Source organism: Actinoplanes sandaracinus (assembly GCF_030009775.1).
GTDB classification, from domain to species: domain Bacteria; phylum Actinomycetota; class Actinomycetes; order Mycobacteriales; family Micromonosporaceae; genus Actinoplanes; species Actinoplanes sandaracinus.
Genome location: NZ_JASCTH010000024.1, coordinates 1 through 20,279 on the forward strand (window position 1 = coordinate 1; position 20,279 = coordinate 20,279).

The 20,279-nt window shown below is 69.4% G+C and carries 13 protein-coding genes and 3 tRNA genes; 8 read left to right on the forward strand and 8 right to left on the reverse strand.

The features are described from left to right. The first annotated feature begins 752 nt into the window (after positions 1–752). Both QLQ12_RS31480 and QLQ12_RS31485 read left to right on the forward strand, forming a co-directional pair. Entirely contained in the window at positions 753–908 is a 156-nt protein-coding gene (locus QLQ12_RS31480; protein WP_282764160.1) for a hypothetical protein, read from the forward strand. Positions 909–1,075: 167 nt separating this feature from the next. Further along, on the forward strand, positions 1,076–1,669 hold the full coding sequence (locus QLQ12_RS31485) for a GNAT family N-acetyltransferase (RefSeq protein ID WP_282764162.1): 594 nt from the start codon (positions 1,076–1,078) through the stop codon (positions 1,667–1,669). Between the two features lie 27 nt (positions 1,670–1,696). On the opposite strand, the gene QLQ12_RS31490 is transcribed toward QLQ12_RS31485, so the two are convergent. Continuing rightward, entirely contained in the window at positions 1,697–5,113 is a 3,417-nt protein-coding gene (locus tag QLQ12_RS31490; protein ID WP_282764163.1) for a PQQ-dependent sugar dehydrogenase, read from the reverse strand. Between the two features lie 224 nt (positions 5,114–5,337). Between QLQ12_RS31490 and QLQ12_RS31495 the strand changes: the two genes are divergently transcribed. Continuing rightward, complete coding sequence (locus QLQ12_RS31495) at positions 5,338–7,575, forward strand: MMPL family transporter (protein ID WP_282764313.1); 2,238 nt, start codon at positions 5,338–5,340, stop codon at positions 7,573–7,575. Between the two features lie 65 nt (positions 7,576–7,640). Here QLQ12_RS31495 and QLQ12_RS31500 read toward each other — a convergent pair whose 3' ends face one another. Together QLQ12_RS31500 and QLQ12_RS31505 are read right to left on the reverse strand one after the other, a co-directional pair. Further along, complete coding sequence (locus tag QLQ12_RS31500; protein ID WP_282764164.1) at positions 7,641–7,910, reverse strand: Txe/YoeB family addiction module toxin; 270 nt, start codon at positions 7,908–7,910, stop codon at positions 7,641–7,643. Further along, a complete protein-coding gene (locus tag QLQ12_RS31505; protein ID WP_282764165.1) occupies positions 7,907–8,176 on the reverse strand; it encodes a type II toxin-antitoxin system Phd/YefM family antitoxin in 270 nt (89 codons plus the stop codon). The genes QLQ12_RS31500 and QLQ12_RS31505 overlap by 4 nt, the downstream gene beginning before the upstream one ends. Before the next feature lie 237 nt (positions 8,177–8,413). Between QLQ12_RS31505 and QLQ12_RS31510 the strand changes: the two genes are divergently transcribed. The 3 genes from QLQ12_RS31510 (at position 8,414) to QLQ12_RS31520 (ending at position 14,339) form a co-directional block, all read left to right on the forward strand. Next, positions 8,414–11,773 carry a TIR domain-containing protein gene (locus tag QLQ12_RS31510; protein ID WP_282764166.1) on the forward strand — a complete coding sequence of 1,120 codons (3,360 nt, stop codon included), beginning with the start codon at positions 8,414–8,416 and terminating at the stop codon, positions 11,771–11,773. Between the two features lie 129 nt (positions 11,774–11,902). Next, a complete protein-coding gene (locus tag QLQ12_RS31515) occupies positions 11,903–13,912 on the forward strand; it encodes a hypothetical protein (protein ID WP_282764314.1) in 2,010 nt (669 codons plus the stop codon). A 31-nt stretch (positions 13,913–13,943) separates the two neighbouring features. Then, entirely contained in the window at positions 13,944–14,339 is a 396-nt protein-coding gene (locus tag QLQ12_RS31520) for a hypothetical protein (protein ID WP_282764167.1), read from the forward strand. Between the two features lie 186 nt (positions 14,340–14,525). Here QLQ12_RS31520 and QLQ12_RS31525 read toward each other — a convergent pair. From QLQ12_RS31525 to QLQ12_RS31540, 4 genes are all read right to left on the reverse strand, one after another. Next, a tRNA-Val gene (locus QLQ12_RS31525) sits at positions 14,526–14,600 on the reverse strand. Between the two features lie 28 nt (positions 14,601–14,628). Then, a tRNA-Cys gene (locus QLQ12_RS31530) sits at positions 14,629–14,699 on the reverse strand. Between the two features lie 38 nt (positions 14,700–14,737). Further along, positions 14,738–14,810: transfer RNA gene (locus QLQ12_RS31535), tRNA-Gly, on the reverse strand. A 132-nt stretch (positions 14,811–14,942) separates the two neighbouring features. After that, positions 14,943–15,131, reverse strand: a complete 189-nt coding sequence (locus QLQ12_RS31540; protein WP_282764168.1) for a hypothetical protein — start codon at positions 15,129–15,131, stop codon at positions 14,943–14,945. Positions 15,132–15,327: 196 nt separating this feature from the next. On the opposite strand from QLQ12_RS31540, the gene QLQ12_RS31545 reads away from it, so the two are divergent. Beyond that, positions 15,328–17,619, forward strand: a complete 2,292-nt coding sequence (locus tag QLQ12_RS31545; protein ID WP_282764169.1) for a putative bifunctional diguanylate cyclase/phosphodiesterase — start codon at positions 15,328–15,330, stop codon at positions 17,617–17,619. Positions 17,620–17,680: 61 nt separating this feature from the next. On the opposite strand, the gene QLQ12_RS31550 is transcribed toward QLQ12_RS31545, so the two are convergent. Further along, positions 17,681–18,103 carry an acyl-CoA thioesterase gene (locus QLQ12_RS31550; RefSeq protein WP_282764170.1) on the reverse strand — a complete coding sequence of 141 codons (423 nt, stop codon included), beginning with the start codon at positions 18,101–18,103 and terminating at the stop codon, positions 17,681–17,683. Between the two features lie 80 nt (positions 18,104–18,183). On the opposite strand from QLQ12_RS31550, the gene QLQ12_RS31555 reads away from it, so the two are divergent. After that, positions 18,184–20,259, forward strand: a complete 2,076-nt coding sequence (locus tag QLQ12_RS31555) for a methyl-accepting chemotaxis protein (protein ID WP_282764171.1) — start codon at positions 18,184–18,186, stop codon at positions 20,257–20,259. The last annotated feature ends 20 nt before the right edge of the window (positions 20,260–20,279 follow it).

Genomic DNA, 20,279 nt, shown 5'->3' on the forward strand with positions numbered 1-20,279 from the left:
GGCCGATGGAAAACACCGCGGTACGCCACCGTCAGCCCGCGCCGGATCGGCGACATCGTCGCCGCCGCACTGCATCTGACCCACTACGAATACAAATACCTATCCGGATCTTGCTGAGATCAGTTCACCGAGAACCGGCAGGGCGTTGCCAGTGCTCACCGCCCTCGGTGGCCTCACCCGACGAGCGCGCCGTCACTTCCGCAGAATGGGGGATCTGTTCCAGGAAGAATCCCGCTTGTAAGTTCCTCAAGCAGTTGGCAGTCGGCGCCGCCATGGGGACCGTCGCGTCGCTGACCCTTTTCGGCGGCCCGGCACATGCCGAGGCCAACGAGGTTCCCGGCGCTAGGGCCAACCTGTCCCCTCACTCAGGCAGCGCCTGCGCCGGTCCAGGCTCCACAGTCAAGGTCTGGTATGCCTACGCCCGGGTGACCGGGTATGAGATGGGTGGATCATTCACCGGCCGGCCCGGCGGTTGCGCCACTTTCTACCCGCCTGAGGGCACATTCCGGCATTTCCGCGTTTGCAATCTGGCTACCGGCGCATGCGGTTCCGAAACATATATCCGGCAGTAGAACCGCTCGGCCCGGCACGTTCCCGTAGAGAGCGCGACGCCGCGACCAGCGGTTGCCGATCGCGGCATCGCCCTCACACGCTTCCCAGCGAACCACTCCCGGTGAAGGCGCCAGGGAGATCGTGTGGAGGTTCCGTGGCGGGCCTTCCGGAGGCGGCGGCCGCCGGCCCAGGATCCTCCCATGACATACGTCCTCGTCATCCTGGTCTGCGTGACCGGCGTCGCCGCGTTCGTGTACGGCGGCGCCGATGACTCGCCCGGCCTGCAACTCCTGGGCGCCGTGCTCGTCCTGGGAGCACTCGCTCTCGCTGTACGGCGGGCGCGGCGACGCCCCTGACACAGCTGCGATCCGGGCCCCGACGACAACGGACCCGGTTCGACGGTGACCGACCGTGACCGTCGGCTCAGGGTGGGGCACGGCGTTCCGTCCGTCCGCCGAGAAACCCGTTGCGCGTGGCCGGCATCGGATGTCTGGTTGACCGGCCACCGATCACGGGACGGAACATGACGCTGCCCACCCCCACGCTGCACACCGCCCGCCTTCGACTGCGCCGCTTCGACGACGCGGACGCGGACGATCTCTTCGCCCTGCACAGCAACGCCCACGTGCTGCGCTACTGGGACGCGCCACCGTGGAGCGAACGCGTGCGCGCCGAGCGGTTCATCGCGGCCTGCCGGCAGATGGCAGAGGACGGCACCGGGGCGCGGCTGGCCGTGGATCGTGTGTCCGACGGAGCGTTCATCGGCTGGTGCGGCCTGAGCCGGTGGAATCCGGACTACCGCAGCGCGGCCCTGGGCTACTGCTTCGACGCTGCGGCCTGGGGCCACGGCTACGCGACGGAGGCCGCGCGCGGTCTGCTGCGGTGGGCGTTCGACACACTGGACCTCAATCGCGTCCAGGCGGAGACCGATACACGTAACGTGGCGTCCGCCCGGGTGCTGGAGAAGCTCGGATTCGTGCGTGAAGGGACGTTGCGGGAAGACTGCGTCGTGAACGGCGACGTCTCTGACTCGTGGGTCTACGGGCTGATCCGGCGGGAGTGGCGGCCGGCCGAGCCGGACGCGACACCCCCGGCCGTGCGCCGCCGCGCGCCCTGACCGTTTCGTTCAGCCGCCGGAGCGCCGCTACGAGGCGTAGATCGAGTACTTCGCGGTCCAGCGGGTGGACGTCCCGAACGACGACGGCCATGACCCGAACGGGAGCGACTGGCTCCAGGCGCCCTGGTCCGCGCTGCCGGTGTCGTAGCTCATGTTGTTGTCGCCATTGGTGTTGTACATGAGCCAGTACGCCGTGTTCGGCGCCAGTGTCGCGGTGACCGGCAGGCTGTTCCACGAGTCGGCGTTCAGCGTGCCGGATGTGCTCGACGCGGCCAGCGTGCCCGGCGAGCCGTCCACGTCGGTGTAGATCGCCACCTGGTACTGGTCGGCCGGCGCGGCCCGCACCGTCTTGAGGTAGACGGAGATCTGGCTCACGGTGAGCTCGTCGGGGCCGTTCACGAATCGTGAGCCGTTCATGTGGTTCATGTCGTCGGAGTCCAGTGAGCCGCCCACCTGGTCGTACCCGAACCGCGGGGCGCTCGGTCCGCCCGTGGTGAACGAGAACCGGTGGTCGGCCGCGAGCGCGTTGCCCGCCGCGTCGGTCACGCCCGCCCGGACGGTCATCGTGTACGGGGTGGAGACGGCCAGCGCCGTGGACGGCGTGATCGTCGCCGCCTGGCCGGCCGCGTCATAGGTGACGCTCCGATCGACCAGCGTGCCGCCGGGACCGCGTAGTTCCAGGTTCGCCGGCGTCATGGCGGCCGCCGCCATGCCCTCGCTGAACCGCACGGTGATCGGCGCGTTCGGCGCCACCCCGGTAGCGCCGTCGGCCGGGGTCGTGGAGGTCACCGTCGGCGCGGCGGTGTCCGCGCCCATGGTCGCGTAGATGGAGAACTTGGCGTTCCACCGGCTGGACGTGCCGAACGTCGTCGGCCAGGCGCCGAACGGCGTGGACGCGCTCCATGCGCTCTGGTTGGCCGTTCCGGCGTCGAAACTCAAGTTGTTGTCGCCATTGGTGTTGTACATGAGCCAGTACGGGGTGTCGGCGGCCAGCGTCGCCGTGATCGGCCGGGTGTTCCACGAGTCCGCGGTCAGCGTGCCCGTCGTGCTGGTGGCCACCCGGGCGCCGGGCGATCCGTTCGCGTCGGCGTAGACGGCGAGCTGGTACTGGTTGTTCGGCGCCGCCTGGACCGCCTTCATGTACACCGACATCGACGTGACCGTCACCGGGTCGGGCCCGGTGACGAACCGCGAGCCGTTCATGTGGTTCATGTCGTCGGTGTCCAGCGAAGCGCCGACCTGGGTGTGGCCGATCCGCTGCGGCGCCGGGCCGACGGCGTAGGTCGCGGTGTACGTCGTCGCCGCCGTGGGCGCGGTGATGACGTGGGTCTGCGCCCCGCCGTCGGACCACGACCCGAACGTGGCGGAATCCTGCGGCGACGGCGCGGACACCGAGTTGGCCGAGCCCTGGATCACCGTCCGGGAGAACGGCGTGGTGCCCGACGACGAGCCGACGGCGAGCTGGAGTCCGGACGGCACGGTGTTGAAGGTCAGATCGACCGTCTCCGGATCCAGCCGGCGCGCCACGGTGTGCCGGAGACCGTCCTGGTCGGTGGCCACGAGCTTGAGTTCCAGATAGGACGGGTACTCGTGGTCGGGCGCTTCGAACGACCCGGACGCCACGCCGGCCCACTTGCGGATGTCGTGTTCATGGCAGTTGTCCGGCGCGGAACAGTGGTGCATGACCAGGCTCCAGTCGAGGCGGGACGCGGGAAGGGCGCCCTGCTGCGGATCGGTGGCGTGGCCGCTGAAGGCGATCGTGTCGCCGACCTTCCAGGTCGTGCCCATGGACGGCGTGTCGATCACCGCCGTCGGCGCCTCGTTGCCGGGCGTGATGGCGATCGTGCTGGTGCCGGTCGTGGTCAACGTGTCGGTCACAGTCAGCCGCGCGGTGTACGAGCCCGCCGTGTCGTAGGTGAACGTCGCCGTCGGCGAGGTGGAGTCGGTCACCCCGTCGTTGGTGAAGTCCCAGGCGTACCGCAGGCGGCCCTCGTCGGCCGGATCCGGGTCGGTGGAGCCGGTGCCGTTGAACGTCACGGTCAGCGGCGCCGGGCCCTGCGTCGGCGACGCCTCGATGACCGCGCTCGGCGGCTGGTTGCCCGGGAAGTAGCGCACCCGGCGGATGGTGCCGCCCAGGTCGACGTAGTAGACCTCGCCGCCGGGGCCGACCTCGACATCGACCGGCCCGGCGGCGTTGGAGACGAACGTCTGCAGGTTGGCCGGGTCGGGCAGGCCGCCCGGCGTGGACGGCAGCGACGCCCAGATGCACCGGCGCGAGTAATCGGCGAAGAAGACCGCGCCGTTGTACGCGGCCGGGTAGGGACCGCCGGCTGTCGGGTAGAACGCCACGCCGGTGGACGACGAGCTACCCGTCGGGCAGGCCTCGCCCGCGACCAGCTTGGCGGCGTGGTCCCAGGCGACGAACGGCGCGGTGTGCGTGCCCGCCGGCGCGTTGTAGAGGGTCTCGCAGACCGGCAGGTTGGCGCTGTCGTACCCGGGCTGCCGGGCGCTGCCCTCCCAGCACGGCCAACCGAAGTTGGTCACGCCCGCGGTCGGATCGGCCACTCGGTTGACCTCTTCCCAGGCGTTCCACCCGGTGTCGGAGATCCAGGCCTCGCTGGTGCCCGGCCGCATCGTGATCCGGTAGGGGTTGCGCAGGCCGTTGGCGACGATCCGGCGGGTGTCCGGGTCGTCGGAGCCGATGCCCGGGTTGCCGGCCGCGGCCGCGCCGGTGGCCGGGTCGAGCCGCAGCAGAGTGCCGTCCAGCTGGGTCTCGTCGTCGGCGGTGCGGATGTCCTGCGATCGCAGCGCCCCGCCCTCGCCGGCCGGATCGGCGCACGGGTTGGTCGGCGCCCCGGAGGGCAACTGGCCGTAGTCGACCGCGCTGAAGCTCGCGCCGTCACCGGCGGCGACGTAGAGCATCCCGTCGGCGCCGAAGGCGATGTCACCGATGGAGTGGCTCGGGAACTGCTGGCACCAGTCGTGCAGCAGCACCTGCTCGCCGCCGGTCATCGTGTTGCCGCTGACCTGCAGACGGGAGAGCCGGCCGGTGACCACGCAGCGCCCGTCGTTCGCGTTGGCGCAGACGTCGTTCCAGACCGGGGCGGTCTGGCCGGGCGGCGCGTCGTAGGTGTACAGCACGTAGACATACGGGTCGGCCGGGAAATCGGGCGGCAGCGCCATCCCGAGCAGGCCCCGATCCCACTGGTTGTGCACGTTGGCGGACAGGTCGGCCAGCACCGTCGGGCTGGTGTCGGCGAGGTCGTCGAAGACCTTGATCCGGCCGCCCTTCTCGGCGACGAGCACGCGCCCGTCCGGCGCGAACTCCAGATCGACCGGGGCGTTGAAGCCGCCGTAGACGATCTGCTCCTGAAAGCCGCTCGGCAGCGCGAGGGCGGTCGCGGGCCGTGGACCGACGAACGACGACATCGCGAACACGGTCACCAACGCGACAAACCCACTCAGCGCACGCCGAAGCACGGGCATTCCCCTCCCCATTCGCGGAACCCCCCAGTAACCGACCGATCCTAAGTGGATACGGAGCGTCCGCAGCGTCGGCTGTCCGACTCGACCGCCCACCGACCGGTCAGAACTGGCCGTACGTCCGGAGGATGCGCTTCCATCTATGGCTGGCGTTCCACACACGATGGTGCTTGCATGTCCCGGTGATGTTGGCTGCGCTCGGCCGTTCGTGTGCCCGCCGGCGGTGGCCGGTTCTCGGTGTCTGGCTCGTCCTGACCGCCGCCGGGCTGGTCCTGGGAGGCCAGGTCTTCGATCGGCTCGCCACCACCGGCAGCCTTCGCCCGGACGCCGAGTCGCAGCTCGCGGACCGGCAGGTCGACCGCCTGCGGCCCGAGGGCCCGGTGGTCGTCGCCGTCGTCGGCGGACATGAGGTGTACGACCGGGCGCTGGTCGACGACATCACGGCGGTCACCGGCGAGATCCGCGCCATGGACGGCGTCACGGAGGTCGAGGACCTGTACAGCGCCCCGGGCGGGCGGATCGGCGCCGACAACCGGAGTTCGCTGATCCGGGTCGAGCTGGATCGAGGCCTGCCGGACGACCGGCGCGAGCAGGTGGAGGACGCGGTCGCCGGCGCTCTGCACCGCATCCACGCGCCCGAGGTGCTGGTCGGCGGCGAGAAGCTCGCCGAGCGCGCGTTCGCCGACCAGGCCATCGCGGACGCGGCCTTCGGCGAGTCGGTCGCGATCGTCGTCCTGCTTCTCGTGCTGGCGCTGATCCTCGGCGGCTTCGTGGCCGGCGCGATCCCGCTCGCCGCCGCGCTGGCCACCGTGTCGGTGACGTTGCTCGGCCTGTTCGGGCTGACCGCGTTCACCGGGGTCAGCGAGTTCACCGTCAACGTCGTCACCCTGCTCGGCATCGGGCTCGCCGTCGACTATGCGCTGCTGGTGATCGCCCGGTTCCGCCAGGAGCGTGAGGCCGACCCCGATGCCCCGGTCGCGGACCTGGTCGCCCGTACCACCGCGACCGCCGGCCGCACCGTGCTGATCTCCGGGCTCGCCGTCGGCGCCGCGATGGCCGGCCTGTTCGCGTTCGCCGAACCGCTGCTCGGCGCGATGGCGCTGGGCGGGGCGGTCGCGGTGCTGCTGGCCACCCTGGCCGGCCTGACAGCGGTGCCCGCGCTCATCGCCACGGCACACCGCCGCATTCCCGGGGCCCGCGACACCGCCCGGGTGCTCACCTTCCGCCGCGCGGTCGCGGCCGTCTCACGGCGCCGGGCCGAGCCCGGCCCGGGTCTGCTCGCGCGGCTCGCCGCGTTCGCGCAGGCCCGCCCGGCGCCGGTCGCGCTCGCCGTCACGGCCGGCCTGCTCGCGCTGTCGCTGCCGTTCCTGTTCGCGGTCAATCTGGAGAACTCCGACGCCCGCGCGCTGCCCGCCTCGGCCGAGGCCCGCAGGCTGCAGGAGGCGGTGCAGCGTGACTTCAGCGGCGGTCAGGCGGACCCGATCGTCGTGGTGGTCGACGCGGACCCGGCCGGCGACCCGGCCCGCGACTTCATGAACGTGCTCAACACGCTGAACGGCGTGCTGCGGGTGGAACCGCGCCCCGACGTCGCCGGGCCGGCGGCCATCATCGACGTCACCCCGGAGGGCGAGACCGCCGGCCGGACCTCCCGCGACGTCGTACGCGCGATCCGGGCCCTGGATCCGCCGTTCCCGGTGCTCGTCGGTGGCGCCGCCGCGGAGCTGGCCGACTACCGCGACTCGGTCGTCAGCCGGTTCCCCCTCGCGCTGCTGATCGTCGTGCTGTCCACGGCGGTGCTGCTGTTCGTGCTGACCGGTTCGCTGGTGATGCCGGTCAAGGCCCTGCTGATGAACGCGCTCACCCTGCTCGCCACGCTCGGCGCGCTGGTCGTCGTGTTCCAGTGGGGTGTCGGCGACGCCTTGCTGGGCTTCGACTCGTGGGGCGCGATCGACGTCACCACGCCCGTCCTGCTGTTCGTGTTCGTGTTCGGGCTCTCGATGGATTACGAGGTGTTCCTGCTCGCCCGGATCAAGGAGGAGTGGGACGGGCGCCCGGTGTCCCGGCGCCGCACGCCGGACGGCGACCACGCCGTCCGCGCCGGCATCGAGAAGTCCGGGCCGGTGGTCACCGCCGCCGCGTTGTGCATCGGCGTGGTGTTCCTCGGCTTCCTGCTCGGCGACCTGATCGCGGTCAAGGAGATCGGTTTCGCGATGGCGGTCGCGCTGCTGCTCGACGTCACGGTCGTCCGCGGCCTGCTTCTGCCGGCGGTGATGAGCCTGCTCGGCGAATGGAACTGGTGGGCGCCGGCACCGCTGAACCGGCTGCACCAGCGCTGGTTCTCGCCGCGCGCCGGCGGCCCGGAGCCGGCGGCCGCACCAGACCCGGCCGTCCGCGCGCCGCACAAGGAGCACACGCACCGGTAGCCGCCGCCTGACGCGAACCGGTGACGGCGCTCGCGGCTTCCGACGCCCGCCTCAACCCACGGTCGCTATCGGTCCCCATAGTGGTAGCGGCAGGACAGAATCTCCACCTGGCCCAAGGCGTCCGTAACGCGGTACACGAGCCGGTGCTCTTCGGTTATGCGCCGTGACGCCCAGCCCGACAGGTCGCCCCTGAGGAGCTCCGGCTTGCCGATACCGCCGTCTTCGCCCCGCTGGACGTCCTTGATGAGAGCGTTGATCCTCTTGAGGATCTTCCGATCACTCGACTGCCAACTCACATACTCGTCCCACGCGTCCGGGTGCCAGACCAGTTTCACGCCGCGCCTTCGTCGTCGAGTTCGGCAAGCTCGTGCTGGACCTGGGCACCCGTCTCCATCTCGGCCCTGCGGCGGCGCAGCTCACGGCCGTTGGCACCACGAGAGAGGTACTCCGTCTCCCGCCAGGCGTCATAGTCGCTCTTGAGCATGACGACCAAGGGCTCGTGCCCACTGCGGGTGACCACCAGATGCTCAGCGTCATCCTCGATGGCGTCGAACACGTTCGCAAGATTCGCGCGCAGGTCAGATGCGGTGATGACCTTCATGACCCCCCCTAAGTTGTACGTCATATCGTACAAGCATCGCAGCGGTTTCGGCCACGCCGAAGCCGGGCGAGCACGCGAAGAGGTTGCCATGGAGATCCGCTGGAGAAGGACGAGGTGAGGGCCGGCGACGTCCTCACCCACACCCAGGTGCGCAAGGGCGTCACTACTGTCACGGTCCGTCGATCACGGCTTCGGTGCGGGCGCTCCGGCTTCGGACCCATGAGCAGGCCGTGCACAATGATCGCCGGCTATCAACTGTCTGCGGGGGCCGGTGCCATGGGTTTCGACGGTTTCATCTCGTACAGTCACGCCGCCGATGGGCGACTCGCCCCGTGTGTGCAGCGTGGCCTGCACCTCATGGCCCGGCCGTGGCACCGGCGTCGCGCGCTGTGGATATTCCGCGATCAGACCGGTCTGTCGGTGACGCCGACGTTGTGGTCTTCCATCCAGGATGCACTGGATGACTCGGAGTACTTCGTGCTTCTCGCCTCGCCGGAGGCGGCCGGATCGCTGTGGGTCAATCGTGAGATCGAGCATTGGGTGAACACGAAATCCCCGGCTCGGATCCTGCCAGTGGTGACTGACGGCGTTTGGCAGTGGGATGCCGTGAAGCACGATTTCTCCGCCGATTCGACGTCGGTCCCGCCCGCACTGCGAGGGGTGTTCGCCGAGGAACCGTTGCATCTCGATCTGCGGTGGGCGCGTGACAAAACCCAACTGACGCTGAGGCATCCCCGCTTCCGAGATGCGATCGCCCGCCTCGCTGCACCGATGCACGGAATGACCAAGGACGACCTTGAAGGTGAGGACGTCCGCCAGCACCGTCGCGCACGCCGACTGTGGTCTTCGGCCCTGTCCATGCTGCTCATACTGGCAGCGGCCGCGGCATCGATGGGAGCCGTCGCTGTTCGAAACGGTGATCGTGCCGCGGCCGCCGGGGCCGAGGTGCGCCGCCAGCAGGAGTCTGCCGAGAACAATCGAGCGGCCGCTGAACGGTTCGCGGCGGAAGCCCGACAGCAGGAGCAGGCGGCACGCCAAGAAGGCGAGAGGGCGCGCCTGGCCGGCGTCGAGCGACAGCGCCAAGAACGGCTGGCTCAGGAGCAGGGGGCAGCGGCCGAGCAAGCAGCGGCGGACGCTGCCCGGGAGCAGCAGAATGCCCGGCGACAAGGGCAGATCGCGGACCGGGCGGCCCAGCGAGCGGCCGATTTCGAGCAGATCGCCCGAGAGCAGAAGGCGGCGGCGCAACAATCGGCGGGCGAGACGAAGCGAATGCAGGAGATCCTGGCCCAGCAGCAGCGCAATGCGGAGGCCGCAGCCGAAACCGCTCGTCAACAGGAGAGGATCGCGAAAGAGCAACAGCGCCTGGCGGAGGAGTACGCGGCGGAGGCCGAGCGCCAGAGTCGGATCGCCCGGGAACAGAAGCAACTCGCGCTGGAGGCCGCAACGGAGGCCGAGCGGCAGAAACGAATCGCGGTGGGCCGGCAGTTGATGAACGAGGCGAAGGCCGGCGCGAATGGCGAGCCCGCAACGGCATTGAGACTCGGGCTGGCGTCCGAGGGCGTCCAGGCCGATGCGGAGAGCCGGATCGGGCTGACCTCTCTTACGACGTCGACGCGGTACGCCGCCGCCGTCATGAGGGACATCAGGCTGGTCGCCCACGGCCCCGGCGACGTCGCCGCCACTGCCGGCGCCGACGGCACGATCTCCCTCTGGGACCTTCACGATCAGGCGCACCCCCGCCGACTCTCGACGATTCCCCAGGCCGGTTTGCTGAGAGCCCTGGAGTTCAGCCCCGACGGCCGCACGTTGATCGCCGCTGCCGGGGCGCCGGACGTTCGCCGGTGGGACGTCGCAGACCCGGCGCAGCCGGTTCCCCTGGCGCCGCTCGCCCTTCCCGTGCGGGTCTACTCGACCGCTTTCAGCCCTGACGGACGAACTGTCGTCGCCGGATCGGACGACGGAAAGGCCACGGTCTGGGATGTGAGTGAACGAGATCGACCGGTCTTGCTGTCGAGTTTGAGCCATGGTCCGATGGGTGTTCCCGAAGTGGCGTTCAGCAAAGACGGCCGCACCGTGGCCACCCGGTATGGGCCCACGATCATCTGGGACCTGACATATAGAAGCCGGCCATTCAAGATGCACGTGGTGGAAGATGAAGGGGTCAGCCGGCCCGCGTTGCACCCGAACGGCAGGATCCTCGCCATTGGCGCGAGTGACGGCACCGTTTCCCTCTGGGATCTGCTCAGCCCTCGGCGGCTGACGACGCTCAAGGTCAGTGACAGTCAGATCGGGACGGTCAGGTTCAACGCCGACGGCACCGTTCTCGCCGTGGGACACGCCCGGGGAATCACCTTGTGGGATGTCACGTCACCGCCCGTTCCGCTGCGCAAGGCCGATTTGCTTGGCGACCACAGTGTCTTTTCGGTGGAGTTCACGCCGGATGGTCGATCGGTGGCGGGAGCCGGCCAAGGGCTGACGCTGTGGACGCTGAAGGGGCCCGGCGAGCCGCAGTTGGTGAAGGCGCTCGCCGACAACGAGCCTCCGCGGGCAGTGGGATTCGCGGCGGACGGGCGTTTGATGGCTGCCGTACACCATTCGGGCGAGGTGAGCTTCTGGGACACCTCCCAGCCCGGCAGGCCGGCGCCGCGAGCGACCTGGCCCAGTGGCGCGCCTGTCATCGCAGCCGGATTCAGTCCGGATCTGAGCCTCGCCGCGCTGGCCGGGCGAGACCGGAAGGTGAGGTTGGTCGACGTAGCGAACCCTGCGTCGCCGAGGCCGTTGGGTGAGATCGACGCGGGAGACTTCGTCAACACGGTGTCGCTCAGCTCCGACGGACGAACCATGGCCGTCGGCACCTCCGGGGCGGTCGTGACGCTGTGGGACATAACCGACCGTCGCGGGATGACCCCGATCGCGCGTTTGACACAGGGGAACGCGACCGTGGAAACCGTCAGGTTCTCGCCGGACGGCGGGTCGCTGGCCGTCGCTGTCAGCGGCAGCGGTGCGGTCCGGTTGTGGGACCTGCGCGACCGGACGAAACCGGTTGCCGCCGCAACGTTGCCCGGACCCGACGACTACGTGGTCGGGCTGGCCTTCAGCTCGGACGGCAAGAAGCTCGTGACGGGCAGCGAGAACACGGTGAACTTGTGGGACATCACCGACCTCACTCACGCGAGCCGTCTGGCCACCATCGCCACCCCGGTCAGGTCGGTGGCACTGAGCTCGGACGACCACACCCTGGCCGCCGTCGTCGACACGGGGATGGTGCTGTGGGACCTTTCGGACTGGACAAAGCCGGCCCGACTCGTCGCGTTCCCGAACAACCAGATCCGGCGCGCAGTGGTGGCTTTCGGCCCGGACGGACGGACCCTGTTCACCGGAGGAAGTGCGTACGCCGGAGCACGGTCGATCCTCTGGGACATCGCTGCTCTCAACGATCTCCGCGCCGATCCCGTCGGGCAGGCGTGCGCCATGGCCGGCCGCGGCCTCAGTGTGGAGGAGTGGACGCGCTACGTTCCTGAGTTCCCGTACGAGCCGTCCTGCCCCGGCGATCCGCGGGCATCTGCGGGCACGGCCACGGGAGGGCGCATCCGATGACTCCGCCGGGCGGCGCCCCGGAGCGAACCCTTCACCAAAGGCCGGCCGTGACCGCGCGGACGGCCGGAAATGCGTTTCTCCGATCGCGTGCGCTCCATAGGATCTCCGGTGATCAAAGGAGATGACACGGTGGGCGATTTCCAGCAGTTCGTGTCGGATGTAACTACACGTCTGTCCGCGATGTCCAAGGGCGAGTTGTACGTCGTCGGCGACGGCCTCGACCGGGACTCACTCTGGCTCACCTTTCTCGATTCCTTCCCCGCCGGCACCAATCTCCGGTTCCGTGAGCGGTCCGAGTACGACTGCTCGACCTGCCGCGCGTTCGTCAAGAACTTCGGAAACGTCGTCGAGATCCACGACGGACAGGTCCGCACCGTCTGGTCCGGGGTGTCCGCATCCGATCCGGTCTTCTCCGTCGTCGCCGCCGCAATGGACGAATTCGTCGGCACGCTGCCGTTGTCCAGCATCTTCCGGTCCAGCGAGGCGCAGTACGGGACACCGACGACCCGCACGCTGCGCGACGGCCAGGTCGAGGTGTGGCACCATCTGCACGGCCGGGTGGAGAAGCGGCATCGCATCAAGGACGTCGGCGCGGCACGGGGCACCTTCGACGCCGCGGTGCAGGTGTTCCAGCGTGGCCTGGCCGAGCTGAGCCAGCACGCTCTGGACACCGTCGTCGACCTCATCGACGACAACGCCCTCTACCGCGGCACGGAGCATCGCCGGGCGGTGACCGAGTTCCGGTCGCTGCAGAACCGGTGGACGCAGGCGGCCGACCGCCGGGCCTTCGTCTTCGCCAACGCCATGAACCCGGCGGCCCGGTTCCGCAACACGGTGATCGGCACCCTCGTCCAGGATCTCTCCGCGGGCGTCGACCTGGAGCAGGCGGTCCGGTCGTTCGAGACGAAGGTGGCACCGCAGAATTACCAGCGCCCCACGGCGTTGATCACCCCGGCCATGGTCAAGGCCGCCATGAAGACCATCGACGAGCTGGGCATCGAGGAGTCGTTGCAGCGCCGGTTCGCCCGGCTGTCCGACGTATCGGTCACCAACGTGCTGTGGGTCGACAACGACACACAGTCGCGGATGAAGGACGGCATCGAAGGGCTGCTCATGCAGGCGGCCACCACCAGGTCGTCAGGTGCGCGCCTTCGTGACGCGAAGCCGGAGGAGATCCCCGTGGTCGCCTTCATGAAAGACATCCTGCCCGGTGCCGCGACCATCGACCTGTGGGTCGCCAACAGCCACGAACCGCACCTCGTCAGTCTCACCACCGGCCGGCACCCGACTGCCCCGCGGCTGTTCACCTGGGACAACGATTTCGCCTGGTCCTACAACGGCAACGTCACCGACTCGATCAAGGAGAGGGTCAAGCGGGCCGGCGGCAACGTCACCGGCAAGCTGCGGGTGAGCCTGTCCTGGTTCAACCACGACGACCTCGACCTGCACGTGTTCGAACCTAACGGCGACCACATCTGGTACCAGGACAAGCGCAACAAGCTGGACGTCGACATGAACGCGGGCGGGCCATTCTCACGCGAGCCGGTGGAGAACGTCACCTGGGCCCACCACATCCCCGACGGCGAGTACCGGATCGAGGTGAACCAGTACAACAAGCGGGAAAGCACCCAGGTCGGCTTCGTGATCGAGACCGAGAGCAACGGGAAGATCGAGCATTACAGCTACGAAAGGGCGGTCGGCCAGAAGGAGACCGTCGAGGTGGGCCGGATGACGGTCGCCGGCGAGGTGATCACCGCTTTCCGGCCGGGTGAGGACATGCGGGCGGGCAGCGCCGGCAAGGACCTGTGGGGCATCACCACCGAACAGTTCGTACCGGTGTCCACCATCATGTACTCGCCGAACTACTTCGACGACAGCGAGGTCGGCAACCGCCACTACTTCTTCATCCTGAAAGGGTGCGTGAACGACCAGCCGACCCGGGGGATCTACAACGAGTTCCTCCGCGGCGATCTGCAACCGCACCGCAAGGTGTTCGAGGTTCTCGGCGACCGCACCAAGTGCGAGCCGTCGGAGGATCAGCTGTCCGGCCTCGGCTTCAGCTCCACGGTCCGCAGCTCTGTGGTCGCCAAGGTGACCATGACGGGCGGCCGGCGCCACCTCGTCAGCATCCAGTTCTGATCCCCTGCCCCGACATCCGGAAGAGGCCACCGTGACCATTTTTGAAAAGGCGACGCGGGAGAAATTCCGCTACCCGTCGACCAAGGGCTTGCTGACCACGGAACAGCTGTGGGAGCTTCCGCTGACCGCCAAGTCCGGCTTCAGCCTCGATGACGTGGCCAAGGCCGTCAACGCCGAACTCAAGGCCATCGACACCGAGTCGTTCGTGGCCACCGAGACCAATCCGGCCAAGGCGACCCTGGAGACCAAGCTGGAGGTCGTCAAGCACGTCATCGCCATCCGCCTCGCGGAGGACGAGGCGGCGAAGGCGGTGGCGGCCAAGAAGCTGGAGAAGGAGAAGCTGCTGGCGGTGCTGGGCCGCAAGCAGGACGCGGTCCTGGAAAACCTGACCGAGGAAGAGCTGCTGGCCCGCATCAACAACCTGTAGCCCGCCGACGATCAACGTCTACTGGCGTCCCCACGCGGTTCGGGTACCGCACTGCCCTCGGTCGACATCACGAGCGCAGTGCGGTCGAACCGCACCACCCTCATCTTCCACGCCATCGCGGGTCAGAAGGCCCTCAAAGGAAGCGAACCGGATTCCCAAAAGGGCATCCGGTTCGATAACTACTGCTGGTGGGCGATACTGGGATCGAACCAGTGACCTCTTCCGTGTCAAGGAAGCGCGCTCCCGCTGCGCCAATCGCCCTTGCAACCGCTTCCGAAGAAGCTAAGCGAGGTGGAGACGGGATTTGAACCCGTGTACACGGCTTTGCAGGCCGTTGCCTCGCCTCTCGGCCACTCCACCGAGGCGGCTGATGCAAGGATCAGCAACAGCCTTCTCCGAGCGGACGACGGGATTCGAACCCGCGACCCTCACCTTGGCAAGGTGATGCGCTACCAGCTGCGCTACGTCCGCTTGTCCCCCCAGGTTTCCCTGGCGACGGATGAAACCTTAGCCGAGCCTCCGGCCTGATGCCAAAGCGCCCCCCGGTTCAGGCGCTCCGCACCTGCTCAGACCCCCTGCCGGACCTCGGCAGGGGGGGTTGGCTCAGCGGGTCTCGTCCAGCAGCCGGCGGACTTCGGCGATCAACTCGGACTGGAACGTGGCCACGCTGCCGTCGACCACGCCGACCCGGTAGTCCTGGCCGGTCTCCGGGTCATCGGCACGCGACTGGTCGCGGACGCCTGCGGAGCCGTCGGTGTGACCGGCGGTGTACGCCTGTAGTGCTTCCTCCATGGGGGCCTCCTCGAACACGCGCGACAATGTCGCACGCCGGAGAGCCGGGGCGTACCGGTCGTCCGCCGGAGTGGCCGCGCTCCGTTTCTCGGCGGCTGCCGACCGGGCAGCGGCCGTGGCCGGACGAACGGCTGGTGACTCGGGTCGCTCTTCGCCGGTTCGATAAGACGGGCCCCCGTTCGGCCGATGGAGGGTCATGACCCACGTCGAGGCCACCGATCAGGGGCACGCCATTCCGGTGCCGTTCGAGTTCCGGCTGCACCTGGGCCTCAGCGCGGCCCTGCTCGTCACTCTGCTGGCCGGCCCGGAGTGGGCCGCCGCGCCCGCCATGGGCCTGCTCCTGCTGCTCGGACTGGTGGCCATCCACCGGGGGCCGCGCCGGCATCGGCCGGTCGACGGCTCACCGTGGCGGCATATCCGCACCGCCTCCTACTTCTTCGTCGTCTGCAGCCTGTTGCGGGTGGTGCGTGACGCCGGTGGGCTGCCGGACCAGCTGACGCTCCTTCCGGATCTGCTCACCATTCCGGCGTACCTCCTGGTGGGGCTCTGTTTCTCGATCATGCTGCGGCGGCGGCATGACACGGATGACGATGCGGCGCGGATCGACGCGCTGCTGATGGGGCTCGGTACGGCGTTCCTCACCTGGATGTTCCTGATCGCGCCGAGGGTGAGCGCTCAGCTCAGCGGAGCCCAGTTCATCAACGTGCTCTTCCCGATCATCGACGTGGCCGTGCTGGTCCTGGCCCTCCGGCTGCTGCTGGGCCGTGGCGCCCGGCAGCCGGCGCTGTGGATGATGGTTCTCGCGTGCGGGGTGCTGTTCACCGGCGACCTGCTCTACTGCCTGCGTGTGGCGTTGCTGGTCGGCGTGCCGGAGCAACTCATCGACTCATCGCTGTTGCTGATGTTCGTCCTGTTGACGGGCGCCTCGCTGCACCCGTCGATGCGCACCCTGACCGAGCCGCAGCAGGTCGTGGTGCGGGATCTGAGCCGGGCACGGACCGTCTCGATCGGCTCGATGGTGATCATCCCCGTCGCGCTGACCGCCCTCATGCCGGCGGGCACGACGGCCAGCAACGTGATCCGGGCCGTTCTCTGCGTGTTGCTGGTCCTGACCGTGCTGATCAGGGTGATCCGCTCCAACAACTCCCGGGCCCACGCCGAGCGGATCAGCCGGCGGCGCGTCACCCACGACACGCTCACCGACCTGCCCAACCGGGAGCTGCTCACCGAGACCGTCGCCGGCTGGGCCGGCCGGGCCGCCGCGGAGCGTCTCGAGATCAGCCTGCTCTTCCTCGACCTCGACCGGTTCAAGATGATCAACGACAACTGGGGCCACTCGGTCGGCGACGAGTTGCTGCGAGCTGTCGCCGGCCGGCTCTCCGAGCAGGTGCGGCCCGGTGACGTGGTGAGCCGGATCGGTGGCGACGAGTTCGTGGTCGCCCTGGCCAGTCCGCCGCACGAGCGGCTGGCCGAGTCACTGGCCGAGCGGTTGCTGGCCGAGTTCAACCGGCCGTTCTCGCTCTCCATCGGTGACGTGGTCACGTCCGTGTCGATCGGGGTGGCGAAGTCGGCCGCCGGCGCGCACGCCCTGGAACTGATCCGGGACGCGGACACCGCGATGTACAAGGCCAAGAGCAACGGCCGCAACGTGTACGCCCTGTTCGACTCCTCGATGCACGCCCAGGTGCAGGACCGGGTCCGTCTGGAGCAGGCGCTGCGTGGGGCGGTGGAGCGTGGCGAGCTGGCCGCGCACTTCCAGCCGATCATCGATCTGGCGTCCGGCGAGTTGGACGGTTTCGAGGCGCTGATGCGGTGGCACTCGCCGGTGCTGGGGCACGTCTCGCCGGTGGAGTTCATCCCGATCGCCGAGGAGACCGGCATGATCGAGGAGATGGGGTCGTGGCTCCTGCGGGAGTCGGTCCGGCAGCTGGGCGAGTGGATCGCCCAGCGCGGCCCGCACGCCCGCCCGCTGCACGTGTCGGTGAACGTCGCGGTGCGCCAGCTGCGCGACGGCTCCCTGGTGCGGCTCGTCGACGAGGCGCTCCGGGAGAACGACCTGCCGCCGTCCGCCCTGTGGCTGGAGATCACCGAGTCCGGTGTGATGGAGGATCTCGAAACCGCCCTGCTCACCCTCAACGCGCTGCGGACGATGGGTGTCACCCTGTGTATCGACGACTTCGGTACCGGTTACTCCTCGCTGAGCTATCTGCACCGGCTCCCGGTCGGGATCGTCAAGATCGACCGGTCGTTCGTCTCGGATGTCGGTGAGAACGGCGCCAACGAGCCGATCGTCCGCGCGGTCCTGGCGATGACCCGGGCGATGGGCCACCGGGTGGTGGCGGAGGGCGTGGAGACCGAGGCGCAGCGCGACTGGCTCCGCGAACAGGGTTGTGACCTGGTGCAGGGCTGGCTCTACAGCAAGGCCGATCTGCCCGCCAACCTCACCGGCTGGATCGAGCACCGGGCGCCCGCCCTGACGGAGGCCTGAGCCGGCCGGGCCGAAGGCCGGGCGCCCGCCCGGCCCGAGGCCCGAGGCCGCCGGCCCGGGCTCACAGGCCGAGCCATGACGGGTCGGTGGCGAGGGCGCGCATCCGCTCGACCGGGTCGGGAACGAGCCGCCGGGTGGACCGGTCCAGGAGACCGGCCACCCCGGTCACGTGCGCCACGGGGGTGCCGTCGGCACGGGTGTAGTCCTGCTCGACCCGGAACGTCTTGCCGCCTTCCCAGCGGAAACGGCAGGTCACGTCGACCTCGTCGCCGGCCCGCAACTCTCTCAGGTAGCGGATCGTCGTCTCCAGCACGACCGGGCCGATCCCGGCTTCGACCAGCACGTCCGGCCCCAGCCCGGCAGCGAGGAAACACTGCCAGCGGGCGTGTTCCCCGTATTGCAGATAGACCGCCTGGTTCACGTGTCCCTGCAGGTCGAGTTCGTAGCCGCGGACCGCGATGCGTACCTGGAACACGTCTGCCATCCCCTGATCCTGGCACAGAAGCGAATGCCGGACAGGTTCCCGCAACTGCCGTATAAAAGGGCATAAGTGGGGAGGTTGGAATGGCACTAGGCACTGGGTCGCCGCCCACGGTGTTGCGTCCGGTGCTGCGGATCACCGACCGGATCCGGACCGCGACCCGACTCGGCGTGGTCGTGCTGGCCCTGCTCGTCCCCGGCGCCCTGGCCACCGGCATGTACACCGCGGAGACCACCGCGGACATCACTTTCAGCACCCGTGAGCGGGACGGCGCCGACACCCTGCGCTCGGTGCTGCTCGCGCTGACGGACGCGGTCGCCGGGCGTACCCCCGATCTCGCCGCCGTCCGCGCCGCCGCGGACGCCCACCCGGCGCTCGGGATCGCCGAGGCCGTCTCGGCGGTTCCGGCGGTGGCGGACGACTCGGTCGAGGCACGGATCGCGACCGCCACCGCGCTGGCCGCCCTGATCACGGCGATCGGCAACAACTCGAACCTCATCCTCGACCCCGATCTGGACTCGTTCTATGTGATGGACGCCCAGGTGGTGCAGCTGCCACAGGCGATGCTGACCGCGTTGCAGGCGGCGCTGCCGGTGCCGGCCGGCGCGGACACACAGGCGGCCGTGGCGGCCCAGGCGGTGCTGGCGGGCCGGCTGGCCAGCGCGGCCGGCGCCCTGCGCAACGACGTCACCACCGCCGTCGGCAACACCGGCGACCCGGAGCTGTCCGGCGTGATCACCCAGCCCGTGCAGGAGCTCGCCGACCGGATCGACGCGCTCGCCGAGCAGCTCACCACGACGCTCAGCACGCCCGGCCCGGCTGATCCGGCCGCTGCCGCCGCGGCGGCGGCCGCGGCCGTCCAGCCGCTGCACGACGCGCTGTCGGCGCTGCTGGACGAGCGCATCGGGACGTTCGCGATGGAGCGCGCGGTGGTGCTGATCATCTCGCTCGGGGGGTTCCTGCTGGCGCTCTGGTTCGCTGCCGCGGTGCTCTGGCGGACCAACCACGACGTGCGCCAGACGGTCGCGGCGGTGACCGCGATCGCCGGGTCCGACCTGGCCCCGCGCCCGCTGCCGGAGGGGCGCGACGAGATGGGTGACATCGGGCGGGCGCTGATCGTGGCGCGTACCCGGCTGCAGGACCAGGAGGAGGCGCTGGCCAGTGCGGAGGCCGCCCGTGAGCAGCAACTGCGGTCCGGGTTCCTGCACCAGCGGCAGGCCGAGGTGCAGTTCCGCCGCCGCACCCAGGAGATCATCGACGAGTCCACCGGGGTGATCGCCGAGGAACTGCGCCAGGTGACCGAGAAGGTCGGCGAGGTCAAGAGTTCGTCCGACGTGATCGACGATCGGATCACCGTGGCCGACATGGCGACCAGCGCGATCGTCGCCCAGGCCCGCGAGGCGGAGCAGGTGATCTCCTCCCTGGAGCTGAGCCTGCGCCGGGTCGCCGAGACCGCGGCGCTGGTCACCGGTATCGCCGGGCAGACCCGGCTGCTGGCGCTCAACGCCACCATCGAGGCGGCGAGGGCGGGCGATCTGGGGTACGGCTTCACGGTCGTCGCCGATGAGGTGAAGCAGCTCGCCACCCACACCGCCGAGTCCACCGACCAGATCACCCGGACGATCCACGACCTGGAGCGGGACACCACCGCGATGTCCCGCACCATCACCACGATGATCGAGGGCATCGCCGGGGTGGGTGACGCCGCCACCTCGCTGCGTGCCGTCGCCGCCGATCAGGCGACGCTGATGGGGCGGCTGACCGCGCAGATGACCGCCACGCTGGGGCGGGTCGAGGAGATGGACGACCTCGCGGCCCGCCTGGAGCGCCGCGAGCACGACCGGATCAGCACCGCCGGGCAGGCGGTGCTGCGCTGCCCCGGCCGGCCGGCCGTCTCGGCGCCCCTGGTCAACGTGAGCGCCGGCGGCATGCGCTGCCTGATCTCCCACGAGGACTACCGGTTCCTGTGCGAGGGCGCGAGCCTGGACGTCGACCTGGACAGCGGCGACGAGCAGATGACCGTGCACGCGCGGGTGGTGAACTCGGCCGACAGCCGCGACGGGCAGGAGATCGGCCTGCAGTTCCTGATCACCGACACGGCCCTGGCCGATCGCCTGGCCACCCTGGCCGACCAGCTGATCAACGCGGCCCAGCACTGAGCCGGCCGCCCGGCCGGACG

What these genes read in the sequence shown, in the direction of transcription:
- QLQ12_RS31480 (WP_282764160.1), top strand. Translation starts at nt 753, where the DNA reads ATGACATACGTCCTCGTCATCCTGGTCTGCGTGACCGGCGTCGCCGCG.
- QLQ12_RS31485 (WP_282764162.1), top strand. Translation starts at nt 1,076, where the DNA reads ATGACGCTGCCCACCCCCACGCTGCACACCGCCCGCCTTCGACTGCGC.
- QLQ12_RS31495 (WP_282764313.1), top strand. Translation starts at nt 5,338, where the DNA reads ATGTTGGCTGCGCTCGGCCGTTCGTGTGCCCGCCGGCGGTGGCCGGTT.
- QLQ12_RS31505 (WP_282764165.1), bottom strand. Translation starts at nt 8,176, where the DNA reads ATGAAGGTCATCACCGCATCTGACCTGCGCGCGAATCTTGCGAACGTG.
- QLQ12_RS31510 (WP_282764166.1), top strand. Translation starts at nt 8,414, where the DNA reads ATGATCGCCGGCTATCAACTGTCTGCGGGGGCCGGTGCCATGGGTTTC.
- QLQ12_RS31540 (WP_282764168.1), bottom strand. Translation starts at nt 15,131, where the DNA reads ATGGAGGAAGCACTACAGGCGTACACCGCCGGTCACACCGACGGCTCC.
- QLQ12_RS31545 (WP_282764169.1), top strand. Translation starts at nt 15,328, where the DNA reads ATGACCCACGTCGAGGCCACCGATCAGGGGCACGCCATTCCGGTGCCG.
- QLQ12_RS31550 (WP_282764170.1), bottom strand. Translation starts at nt 18,103, where the DNA reads ATGGCAGACGTGTTCCAGGTACGCATCGCGGTCCGCGGCTACGAACTC.
- QLQ12_RS31555 (WP_282764171.1), top strand. Translation starts at nt 18,184, where the DNA reads ATGGCACTAGGCACTGGGTCGCCGCCCACGGTGTTGCGTCCGGTGCTG.